The sequence below is a fragment of the Leisingera sp. ABM4_101 genome, assembly GCF_056158725.1.
Genome location: NZ_JBSWTV010000001.1, coordinates 214,332 through 225,849, shown reverse-complemented (window position 1 = coordinate 225,849; position 11,518 = coordinate 214,332). Strand labels below are relative to the sequence as shown.

The 11,518-nt window shown below is 60.3% G+C and carries 9 protein-coding genes; 5 read left to right on the top strand and 4 right to left on the bottom strand.

Translation table 11 applies throughout. The annotated features are described in order from the left end of the window. Positions 1 to 36: 36 nt before the first annotated feature. The gene (locus tag ACXAEK_RS00995; RefSeq protein ID WP_475039244.1) at positions 37 to 870 is read right to left on the bottom strand and encodes a LysR family transcriptional regulator; all 834 of its coding nucleotides are present in this window, start codon (positions 868 to 870) and stop codon (positions 37 to 39) included. Positions 871 to 974: 104 nt separating this feature from the next. On the opposite strand from ACXAEK_RS00995, the gene ACXAEK_RS00990 reads away from it, so the two are divergent. The 5 genes from ACXAEK_RS00990 (at position 975) to ACXAEK_RS00970 (ending at position 6,175) form a co-directional block, all read left to right on the top strand. Beyond that, the gene (locus ACXAEK_RS00990; RefSeq protein WP_475039243.1) at positions 975 to 2,018 is read left to right on the top strand and encodes an LLM class flavin-dependent oxidoreductase; all 1,044 of its coding nucleotides are present in this window, start codon (positions 975 to 977) and stop codon (positions 2,016 to 2,018) included. Next, a complete protein-coding gene (locus ACXAEK_RS00985) occupies positions 2,015 to 2,530 on the top strand; it encodes a flavin reductase family protein (RefSeq protein ID WP_475039241.1) in 516 nt (171 codons plus the stop codon). The genes ACXAEK_RS00990 and ACXAEK_RS00985 overlap by 4 nt, the downstream gene beginning before the upstream one ends. After that, positions 2,521 to 2,715 carry a 2-hydroxymuconate tautomerase gene (locus ACXAEK_RS00980; RefSeq protein WP_475039239.1) on the top strand — a complete coding sequence of 65 codons (195 nt, stop codon included), beginning with the start codon at positions 2,521 to 2,523 and terminating at the stop codon, positions 2,713 to 2,715. The genes ACXAEK_RS00985 and ACXAEK_RS00980 overlap by 10 nt, the downstream gene beginning before the upstream one ends. Before the next feature lie 11 nt (positions 2,716 to 2,726). Next, positions 2,727 to 3,509, top strand: a complete 783-nt coding sequence (locus ACXAEK_RS00975) for an alpha/beta fold hydrolase (protein ID WP_475039237.1) — start codon at positions 2,727 to 2,729, stop codon at positions 3,507 to 3,509. Positions 3,510 to 3,931: 422 nt separating this feature from the next. Then, positions 3,932 to 6,175, top strand: a complete 2,244-nt coding sequence (locus ACXAEK_RS00970) for a methyl-accepting chemotaxis protein (protein WP_475039236.1) — start codon at positions 3,932 to 3,934, stop codon at positions 6,173 to 6,175. A gap of 64 nt (positions 6,176 to 6,239) precedes the next feature. On the opposite strand, the gene ACXAEK_RS00965 is transcribed toward ACXAEK_RS00970, so the two are convergent. From ACXAEK_RS00965 to ACXAEK_RS00955, 3 genes are all read right to left on the bottom strand, one after another. Beyond that, complete coding sequence (locus tag ACXAEK_RS00965) at positions 6,240 to 9,281, bottom strand: efflux RND transporter permease subunit (protein ID WP_475039234.1); 3,042 nt, start codon at positions 9,279 to 9,281, stop codon at positions 6,240 to 6,242. Between the two features lie 10 nt (positions 9,282 to 9,291). Further along, the gene (locus ACXAEK_RS00960) at positions 9,292 to 10,332 is read right to left on the bottom strand and encodes an efflux RND transporter periplasmic adaptor subunit (RefSeq protein WP_475039232.1); all 1,041 of its coding nucleotides are present in this window, start codon (positions 10,330 to 10,332) and stop codon (positions 9,292 to 9,294) included. 323 nt (positions 10,333 to 10,655) lie between these two features. Next, positions 10,656 to 11,429 (bottom strand): FadR/GntR family transcriptional regulator, encoded by a 774-nt coding sequence (locus ACXAEK_RS00955; protein ID WP_475039231.1) that lies wholly within the window; start codon positions 11,427 to 11,429, stop codon positions 10,656 to 10,658. Between the last annotated feature and the right edge of the window lie 89 nt (positions 11,430 to 11,518).

The window sequence follows — 11,518 nt, the reverse complement described above, 5'->3', positions numbered from 1 at the left end:
CTGGAAGACAACTTAAATCGGCAGAAACCTGGCAATTCAGGTGCGAGAAACCCCATGCGCCGCAAGCCAGCAAAAGGCGTCTTCGCGGTCCTTGCGCCAGGACAGGAAGCTCCGCTGCTCAAAGGCTGGCGCGCCTTGGACCTCAAACAGAAGCTCTTTTGAGATCAAATCAGCGGTCATCCGCCGCGGCAGATAGGCAGATCCGCCCTTGGACAGCAAATGCGCCAAGGCCCAGTCCGGATTGCTGAACGCAACAGAAGCGGTTTCACCGCTGGGCCAGGTTTCCGCATGTTGTGAGCGCACAGCGGGGCCATAGTCGACATAGATATACGCAGGGTCCCAGTCCACAGCCCGGCGCGGGCTGGTCGCGACCTGAACCAGCAGGCATGCGGAAAATTCCCTGCTGGCAAATTGTGCACCGGACAGCGGTTCGGTAAGCAGCGCGGCATCGCTCATCCCGCTCTGCAGCCAGGAGTGGGCGTCCGCAGCTAAGCCTGCCCAGACTTCACAAGCTGTTTCAGGATAGCTTTCCCGGATACCGGCCATCCAGGCTTCGCCCAGCCCGGTCCACAGGCCCGGATCGCAGACAAAGCTGAACAACCGTGTCACGCCCTGCGGCAGGCTGATCCGTGCCCGGGCATTTTCCCAACTGCGCACAATCACCTCTGCCTGCTCAAGGAAGGCGAACCCTTCCTTGGTCAGTGTGGCGCCTTTTCGGGACCGCACCAGAAGTTTTGCCCCCAGCGCCTGCTCCAGCGTGTCCAGCCGGGCCGTGACAGCGGATTGCGTGATGTTCAGCTCCTCTGCGGCCCGGTTCAGGTTTCTGGTACGGACCACGCTGAGAAATGTTTTGATGGCGGCAATGTTCATGCATCAGATAATGCAATAATACTGCATTTAAGAATAGAATAAATCCGTTTTCTTGATTTACTGATTTCTGCCACGCTGCGCCTGTCACTTAGGGGAGGCCAAAAATGGAATTCTGTATCCAGCTGTCAGCGGATTATCCGGATAAATCCTACGGCGGCGACCGCGTTTACGCTGATATGCTGGATCAGGCGAAGCTTGCGGATAGCTTGGGCTTTGATGCCGTGTCAGTGACGGAACATCATCTCATCAATTGCCTGATGATGCCGGCACCGTTGCAATTCGCTGTCAAAATTGCCGCGCACACGCAGCGTATCAAGATCATGACCTCAATTGTGGTGCTGCCGCTGCATGACATGCGCATCTATGCTGGCGAGGTTGTGGCCGCTGACATCTTCACTGACGGACGCCTGCTTTTGGGAGTTGGCCGCGGTGCCTTCAAATACGAGATGGAGCGGCTGGGTGTGCCGATGGAAGAAACCCAGTCCCGGTTCAACGAGTCACTGGCCGTTCTTCAGGCGCTGCTGTCGGAAGAAGAGGTGAGCTGGGACGGGACATACTATAAATTCGATCCGATCACGATCATGCCGCGCCCGCTGCAGCCCGGCGGGCCGCAGATGATGATGGCGGTGCTTAACCCCGAAGGCATCTATCACTGCACCAAACGCGGGTTCCACATTCAGACCACGCCGCTGTCGGGAAACCACCAACTGCTGCTGGACCAGGTTGCAGCGTTCAACCGCGCCAAGCACGAAATGGAGGAGGCCGGGCGCGGCTTGACGCTGTCGCTTTCACGGGTCGGATTCGTGACCCCTAACGCTGCGGAACGGCAGAAGAAAATTAGAGCTGCTCACAGCTACTACAGCCGCTTTGACAACGTGTTCACAGGCCCCGGGATCGTGGACAAAGGCATGATCCGCGAAATACCGCGTCAGCAAAGCGCAGAAGACCTGGCGGAAAGCCTGCTGATCGGCTCCCCGCAGGAAATGATAGACAAACTGGCGCCTTATGCGGAGCTTGGTATCGACCGTGTGATCCTGAACCCAAATTTCGGCTGCGACGCCCAAGAGACGCTGGACAGCATTCAGTGCTTTGCAGAAGAGGTGATGCCGGAATTCACCGGGCGCGCTGCTGCGGAAGCTGCAGAATGACGGCAGTGGATGCCAAGGCATTTACCAATGCGATGCGGCAGGTGGCCAGTTCAGTCACCGTGGTCACAACCGGCGGCCCTGCCGGGCAGGCCGGGGCCACTGTCAGCGCATTTGCATCCGTGTCCGCAGATCCTCCATCCGTGTTGGTCTGCCTTTACAGCGGCAGCCGGATTGCCCGCGCAGTGACAGGAAACGAGGTATTTTGCGTCAATATCCTGCCAGAGGACGCCGCCCGGACCGCCCGTATCTTCGCCGGGCTGACTGGCGCAGCTTCCGGCAGCAGATTTGAGACCGTTGCAAACCAGCAGTCCCCCTCTGGCCCGCTCCTGGCTGGGGCCACGGCCCTTAACTGCTGTCTGGAAAAGACCCTTGTGCACGCAACGCACACCGTAGCGATCGGACGTGTAACCAGCATTCGCAATGCGGCTGTGCGCCCGCTTACATATTTGGATGGCGCCTTTCAATGTGTCCGTCCCCCTCAAATTGAGACAGGAGACCAAGGATGCCAATAATCCGTGTTGAAATGTTCGCCGGTCGCAGCGAGGCGCAAAAGCGCGCCATTGTCCGCGAGCTGACCGATGCATTTGTCAGAACTGCGGGCGGGACCCCAGCCAGCGTGCATGTGGTTCTGACCGATGTGGACAAGAGCAACTGGGGCTCCGGCGGGGAATTGTGTTCAGATAAATTTCCGGATTGAGGAGGGCTGTGATGACCAAGGCGATTGATTGTGAATTCACTGTTCAGGGCGATGGCCCGCCGCTGTTTCTGATCCACGGTATCGGAGCGGCCCGCAACACCTGGGCAAGGGCCCTGCCGGAGCTTACGCAGCGTTTTACGGTTGTCACTTACGACCTGCGCGGACATGGGGGGTCGCCCTTGCCGGCAGTTCCGTTCGGCCTTGATGAACTGGTGGCAGATCTGGAACGGGTGCGGGAACGAACCGGTTTTGCCAGCGGGCATTTCGCCGGGCATTCACTGGGCGGTATGATTGGTCCAGCCTACGCGCTGAAGTACCCGCAGCGGGTCCTCTCTCTGGGCTTGCTCTCGACGGCAGCCTTCCGGACAGAGGATGACAGCGCCAAAGTATGGGCTGTGGTACAGGCCATGGAGGAAAGAGGCATTCCTCAGGTGCTGGAAACACTGACTGCCCGCTGGTTCACAGACAGTTTTATCGCTGACAACCCCGGCGTGGTGCAGAACCGGCTGAAGCAGGTGATTGAAACCGCCCCAGACGTGTTTCTGAACGTCTTCCGGATTTATGCGGGCACAGAAATGTCACCCTGGCTGCATCAGGTCCGGGTACCGGCGCTGGTGCTGACCGGAGAACACGATGGCGGCTGCAACCCGCGCCTGAACCGGCAGATTGCTCAAGCCTTGCCCAGTTCAGAACTGGTCATCCTTCCGGGCCTGAAACACTCCCTGCTGCTAGAGGCTGGAGAGCAGGTTGCCAAGGAAATCATCCGCTTCACAGACGCCTTGGCAGGGTTGTAAGTGAAAACCGGAATCGGGTGGCAGCAGAAATTGCTGTATAACAAGGGACTTTCTGCGCTCTGTTTCAGGGCGCTGAAATCTTACCAGGAACTTGCCGGAACTTAGTTCAGGAGCAAGTTGAAGGCGTTGCCCTTTCTGTCAAATCATCAAATGTGAATGAGATCCTGGGTGACGGTTTGCGGCATGAGTTTTCGCGCCGCGCTCACAATCGATCACGCCTGCACTAGTTTTCAAAGGATTTTCAGGCTGAATTGGCCGGAACAGGCGTAACTTCAAATTTGCGGCATTTCGACAGAATGAATTCCGGAAAACTTCATTTGCGATAACTTAATGATACACACTTTTTCAGGACTTTCCTGATTAACACTCCTGTATGTCCAGGTCTGTGCCTGGGCGCCGCCGTTTGCAGGAGAAACTCGCCAATGCCCCGGACCACGAAGCTGCCGCTGAAACTGAAACTGCCGCTGATCATGGTGGCGCTGACGGGGGCATTCCTCGTTACAGTTTCCTTACTCGTTTATTCAATGGCAGAGCGCAGCATCCGGGAAAATGCGTTTGCCGCTCAGAGGATTGAGGCAAAATCCGGTGCCCAAGCCCTGGAATTCCTGCTCAAGGCTGCGCGTTCTGATGTGTCCAGCCTTGCCGCCCAGCCCGCGGTTTTCAGGGCGATCGGCAATTTTGAAAGGGTGATCGGCATGGTGGAGGAAGACGACCCCGTCACCTACTTGAAACAGACCTATGCGAGCGGCAATCCGAACCCTGTTCATCTGCGCGAGGAGCTGACGGATGCCGGTGACGGATCCTATTACAACCAGTCGCATGTGACCTATCATCCGACTTTCCTGCAAAGCCTGCGCCTGAACGGCTACCAGGACCTTTACTTGATCACGCCCAATGGGCAGATCGTCTACACGGTTAAAAAACAGGGGGATTTCCTGACCGGTCTTCAGCCGGGCACCGAGGGTGGGCTTGCACAGGTGTTCCGGGCGGCACTGGACGCCGAGGCGGGCAGTGTGGCAGTGGCCGATTTTGCGGCCTATAGCCACAGCGAAGGGGCGGCTGCCTTTATGGCCGCTCCGGTCTTCACTAAACGGGGCGATGTTGCCGGGGTGATTGCGGTGCGGCTGGGAACAGCAGGAGTTGTCAATGCCTTGACCAGCAACCTGTCAGGGGGCACCCATCAGAACATCTTTGCGGTCAGCAGCGACGGAATGGCCCGCAGCCCTTCTTCGGTTGAGGGATTGTTCCCGGTGCTGCAGCAAATGCCGGAGACGCCGCAAATCCAGGCAGCCAAGGCGCGGCAAGGCGGTCAATTTGAGGGGGTCAGCTCCTCTCTGGGTGAACGCGCCATTGCCCTGGTGATGCCGCTGGATCTTCCCGGCTTGGACTGGTCGCTGGTGCTGGAAACTGACGAGCATACCGCCTTTGCTGTTGTCGAACGTATCCGCCTGATTGCTGCCGCGCTGATCGGTGCGGCGTTACTGGCGGCCATTGGCGTATCCTGGCTGGCGGCGCGCAGCGTCACCCGCCCGATCCATGCCCTGCGGGAGGCCACCAATGCGCTGGCCGGCAGCAACTATGATGCCGAAATCCACGGCCGGGACCGTGGTGACGAATTGGGTGACCTCGCGCGCAGCCTGGACAGTTTCCGCGGCAAGCTGAAGGAAGCCGATGAAGCTTCAGCCCGCGAAGTGGAGGCCGCCCGCCATACCGCTGCCGTAGTCGACAGCATGAGCGCGGCCCTCTCCGAATTGCAGCGCGGCAACCTGGCCTGCGACATCCAGGCGCCGTTCGACGGCCACTACGAAACGCTGCGGGAAAACTTCAACCGCAGTCTGGAACGGCTGCGCGGCTCAATGGCTGAGGTCGTCGGCGCGGCGGAGAACGTTGGCCGCTTCTCCGAGGAGCAACGCGGCGCCGCAACGGAAATGGCGCATCGCACCGAAAGTCAGGCAGCCACCCTGGAAGAAACCGCAGGTGCCATCCGGGAGCTGACTGGCGGCATCCGCGACACTGCAGAGCGGGCGGGACGGATGGACGAAACCATGCGCGGCGCCCGATGCGAAGCTGAGCAAAGCACCGATGTGGTGACATCTGCCGTGGCCGCAATGGACCAGATCCAGGAGGCCTCGGCGGAGATTTCCAAAATCATCAACATGATTGACGACATCGCCTTCCAGACCAATCTGCTGGCACTGAACGCAGGCGTCGAAGCCGCCCGCGCAGGCCCTGCAGGCGCCGGTTTCGCTGTGGTTGCCTCAGAGGTGCGTGCCTTGGCGCAGAGGGCCTCCAATGCGGCGGGACAGATCAAGGGGCTGACCTCGGCCAGCGAGGAGCACGTGGCCAATGGCGTTGCTATGGTCGGCCGCGCCGGCGACGCGCTGACCAGTATCATCGAGCAAGTGTCCGCCGTGTCAGGCCTTGTGACCGAAATCGCAGACGGAGTGCGTACCCAGTCCAGGGGGCTGGAAAAGATCGACGGCGCGATGCACCAGCTGGACAACATGACCCAGCAGAATGCGGCGATGTCCGAAGAGGCTGCCGCAGCCAGCCAATTGCTACAGAATGAAGCGCATAGTTTGACGGGCATCGTCGGGCGCTTCGATCTGGGCAAGGAGCATCTAGACCACAGGGCCGGCACCGTGCCGCAGCGCCTGAGTGCTTGAACACGAGGTCTTTGACCGGGGGCGCTGATACCGCGTGCGCCCCCGGTTTGCTAGCAAAGCCTAGTTAGGCGGATGCCGTTTCCTGTTTCTCCGCCCGGCGGAAAAAGATCAGGTAAAACACTGGCGCTGCCACCAGGGTCAGGACGGTTGCAAAGGCCAGGCCGCCCATAATGGTGATTGCCATCGACACAAAAAAGGCATCTGTCAGCAAGGGCGCCATGCCGAGGATGGTGGTCACCGCTGCCAGCATCACCGGGCGCAGGCGCGAGACTGAGGCTTCGACAATCGCTTCACGCAGCGGCTTGCCGGTTTCCCGCACGAGGTCAATTTCCTCCACCAGAACGATGCCGTTCTTGATCAGCATCCCCGAGAGGCTGAGCAAGCCCAACAGCGCGGTGAAGGTGAAGGGGAAGCCGGTACCCAGGAGCCCGATCACAACGCCGTTCACTGACATGGGGACCAGTAGCCAGATGATCACCGGCTGGCGGATCGCGTTGAACAGCAGAACCGAGATCAGCACCATGATCAGCAGCGTCACCGGCAGCTGCTTGCCAAGGCTTTCGTTGGCATCGCCCGAGCTTTCATGCTCGCCGCCCCATTCCATCAAATAACCGGGTGGTATCTCCATCGCCTCGATGGTCTCCTGCACCTCGGCAAAGACAGTGGCGGCAGTCAGATCCGCAGGGATGTCGGCGCCGACGGTCAGCGTAGGTACCCGGTCGCGCCGGTGCACCAGGGTGTTTTCAATCGCCACATCAATGCCGTCGATCATCTGCTCCAGCGGCACGAAACTGCCACCCGAGGAAGAGAATACCACCTGGTCATAGATGTTATAGCTCCCCTCGGGTGCGCGGCGCACCACGATGGGGATCAGCCGGTCGCGCTCGCGGAAGACACCCATCTGCAGGCCGTCGGTGGAAAACTGCAGCGCATCTGCGATGTTTTCACGGGTAACGCCTGCGGTTTGCGCACGGTCGGTGGCGTAAACCGGCTTCAGCACAGCCTCTTGTTCGCGCCAGTCATGGCGGGCGCTGAGGATGTCGGGGGAGGCGCCCTCCAGCCGCCGGATGGCTTCCTCGCCCAGTTGGCGCAGCACTTGCGGGTCAGGACCGGAGAAGCGCACCTGGATCGGGTCGCCGCCACCGGGACCGAAAACCAGCCGCTTGGTGCGGAATTCCCCCTCGGGGAATTGCGCCTGTCCGAATGTCTCGAGGTCTGCTTGCAAGGGCGGGATGGCTTCCAGGTTTTCGGTGCGGATTATCAGATGTCCATAGCTGGGATTTGGCTTTTCCGCCGAGTACGTCAGCATGAAACGGGTGGCGCCCTGGCCGGTGAAGGAGGCCACTGAGACCACGTCGTCACGCTTGGCCAGCCAGTCCTCGAACACCTGCATGTGGTCGGAAGTGGTGTGGATCGAGGTGCCCTGCGGCAGCTTGTAGTGGACGAAGAACAAGGGCGTGTTGGAGTTCGGAAAGAACTGCTGCTTCACCAGCCCGAAGCCGGCAAAGCAGGCCACGGTGACGCCAATCAGCGCGGCGACAACCAGCCAGCGCAGTTTCAGCGAAGCGCGCAGGATGACGCCATAGGTGCGGAACAGGATACCGCTATAGGCGTCTTTGTCCCCGCCCTTGCCCTGCTTGAAGAAGTAATGGCCCAGAAGCGGCGTTGCGGTCAGCGCCAAGAGCCAGCTGAGCAGCAGCGAGATGGCAATGACAGCAAACAGCGAGAAAAGGAATTCGCCCGAGGCATCGGGGCTTAGGCCGATGCCGGCAAAGGCCATGATGCCGATGACGGTAGCGCCCAGAAGCGGGATCTGGGTTTTCGAGGCGGCCTCATGCGCGGCCTTGCGCGAGGATTTTCCGCGCAGCATGGAAATCTGCATCCCCTCGGCGACCACGATGGCGTTGTCCACCAGCATGCCCATGGCGATGATCAGCGCCCCCAGCGAGATCCGTTCCATCTCGATTGAGAACATGTTCATGAAGAACAGGGTGCCGACCACGGTGAGCAGCAGGGTGGTGCCCACCACCACGGCGGCGCGCCAGCCCATGAAGAGGGCCAGAACGACGACCACGATGGAGACCGACATGGCGAGGTTCACCAGGAAGTCGTTGGAGGCCTGCTCCACCACTACATGCTGCTGGTAGATCGGTTTCAGCTCGACGCCGTAGGGGATTTGGCTGTCGAGCTCTGCCAGCTTGGAATTGACGTTGCGGCCCACCTCGACGATGTTTTCGGTGGCAAGCCCCGCTATGCCCAGTGTGAAGGCTTCAACGCCGTCAAACCGGATGATCAGGTCTGGTTTGCTGACACGCCCGCGATGCACATCAGCCATATCGATCACGTTGACCACTTCGCCTTGAGAGCCGATTGCAAGGCCGGCGATCTCGGTCACCGAGTCTGAACCTTCCGGCGCGCTCAGCCGGGTTTCAGCAGCTCCCGCCTCCAGACTGCCGGCGGAGCGGACAGAATTTGCGTTCGCCAGCGCGCTGTTAATTGCTTCAATCGGGATGTTCTGATTGACCGCAACCGCCATTTTGGGTTCGACAAAAACAGCCTCTTGCGGCAGCCCTGCGATTTCAACATCGGCGACCCCGTCCACCGTCAGCAGTTCACGCCGCAAGAAGGTGGCCAGCTCATGCTTTTCCGCATCTGTGAACCCTTCGGCGCTCACCGCATAAAACAGGCCGAACACGTCACCAAAGCCATCATTGACATAGGGCTGGCTGACACCTTCTGGAAGCGCGCGGGCCGCATCACGGATTTCTGCCCGCAGCTTGGTCCAGATTGCCGGCAGCTCAGTACCATCATAGATGTCCTGCATCTCCACTTCGATCAGTGAATGGCCCGGACGGTTGACCGAAGTAATCAGCTTTACTTCGCCCATCTTCTGGATTGCTGATTCCAGCGGCTCGGAGACTTCCAGAGCCACCTGCTCGCTACTAGCCCCATGATACTGCGTTGAAATTACTGCAGATTTGATGGTGAACGCTGGATCTTCCAGCCGGCCGAGGTTCAGAAAGCCCCAAATGCCGCCCAGCAAAGCGGCCAGCATGATGATCCAGGTGTAAAGCGGCCGGTTGATCGACCCGCGTGCGATGTCCATCTGCCTGCCCTCAGTTACCAAAACCGGAGAAACGGCGGACCCGTTGCCCGTCCTTCAGCGCGGCACCGCCTGTCACGACAATCTCCTCACCGCCGGCGAGCCCCTCCGCAATACGGAAATCCCCGTTTTGGGTGGCACCAACTTTGACAGCAGTCCAGGTGACCGCCCCTTCATCAGCACCTGCGGGTTCAAAGACCATCACCCCGGTGGCACCATCGGCTGCGGCGACCAGTGCAGTTCCTGGAACTCGGATCGCGGCATCACCGGTATCAACGCTGACCGCCACCGTGGCAGAGGCGCCAGGCAGAATCTGGCGGCCTTCGGGCGGGGGCAGGCGGAACGTAACCCGGTAGCTTTGGCCGACACTGCTCGCCTCGGCGTCAAATTCCAGAATTTCCAACGGGTATTGCGTGTCTTGCCCAGGGAAGTTGGCAACAATTGTCAGCGCGTCGCTTTCATCGGCCTGCTGAAACAGCACTTCCGGAACATCAACCTCAATGTGAAGCTCCGACATATCGTGCAGACGCACAATCGGCGTGCCGGCACTGACGGTGGTGAACTGCTCCACCTCGCGGCTGGAAACCAGCGCGTCAAACGGCGCATTCAGCGTGGCATGGTTAAGCTCATACTGCGCATCACGCAATGCCACCCGAGCCAGCCCGGCCTCGGTCTCTGCGTCGTCAATGGACACCTGGCTGACCGTCCCGGTCAGTTTTTCCAGCCTGGCAACTGTCCGGTCGGCCTGCGCCTTTTGCAGACGCGCTTGTTCCAGCTTCAGCTCAAATGGCTCCAGGTCAAGCTCGGCAATCAGCGCGCCCCGTGCAACAGTCCCGCCTTCGGTAACCGGAAACTCCAGGATCTGTCCGCTCACCTGAAAGGCCAGATCAACTGTCTGCTTTGCCGCCACCTGGCCAAAAAACTGCCGCTCAAGCAGCAGCGCCTCAGAAGACGTCTGCATCAGCTTGACCGGCTTGGGCGGCTCCTCAGCCCAGGCAGCCGCTGCCCAAACAATGAGCCCGCTGACCAGGGCAGGGGTTTGGTTCCAACGCATGACTGTCTCTCCTTCCAGGCCGCTTGCCGCCAACCCGCATGATAGCTGTTTTCGCCTCCGCTGCCAGTTGCCTTCAAGCTGGAAGCCAAGCGCTTGCCCGCCGCCGTTCCTGGCGGCCAGTTCATCAGCAAACAGCGGTCTGTGCTGCCCAACTCACTGATCCGGGAATTCGCGGTGTCTCAGCCGGCAATCGAAAACATTCCTGTGAACGAGGTCACAAAACTGCGGGTTTCACCGCACGAGCCACTGCCTCGCAAAGAGCCGAGCTGCAAATGCCCCGGATAGTCCCGCGCCCCATAACCCAGGGGCTGGCACCTTGGGCATTAGCGTGTCAGCTGCCGCCGCTTGGCGGCGCGGATTTCGCGGGCCTGCTGCTCCCGGCCGGTTCGGAACGAAGCTTCGACAAAATCCATATGGCGCCGGGCAGCAGCCTCAGCGCGGTCCGGGTCACCGTCGATGATCGCCTGGGCAATCTCCTTGTGCTGCTTCAGCAGCTCGGCGCCGGTGCCGTCCATGGTGCGCAGGAATTCGCGGTTGTAAAACACCCCCTGCCGGGTCAGATCGTAGACCGAGGCCATCATGTGGATCAGCGTGGTGTTCTGGCTGGCGTCGACCACTGCGGTGTGCAGGCGGAAGTCGGCCTCCTGGCTGGCGTCCTGATCGTCCTGTTCCCATGCGGTCTGCATATCGGCGATGATCTCAGCCAGCCGCGCCTTGTCGGAGTCTGTGGCCCGGGTGGCGGCCAGGCGGCTGGCAAAGGCCTCCTGCTCGCGGCGGTATTCCAGGTAGTCGTAGAAGGCACCGCCGTGGCGGGTGTAGAGCGACAGGAGGGCAGGGGACATGGCCCGGCCGGTGAGCGGCGCGATGAAGGTGCCTTCGCCATGGCGGACATTGACCAGACCGCGGCTTTCCAGCGTTTGCAGCGCCTCGCGCAGTTTTGGGCGTGAGACCCCCATGGCCTCTGCCAGCTCCCGCTCGGAGGGCAGTTTGCGGCCTTCTTTGAGGATGCCGTCGACGATCATCGTCTCAATCTGCTCGACCACGGCATCGGCAATTGATTCGTGTCCAACGGGGTCAAACGGGCGGATGTCGGTCATGGCGTCCACTTAGATGCTGGGAAACCTCGGAACAGAGGTCATTCTGAAACTTTACCACTGCCCCGCAAAACTGCAAGCCGATGTACCCA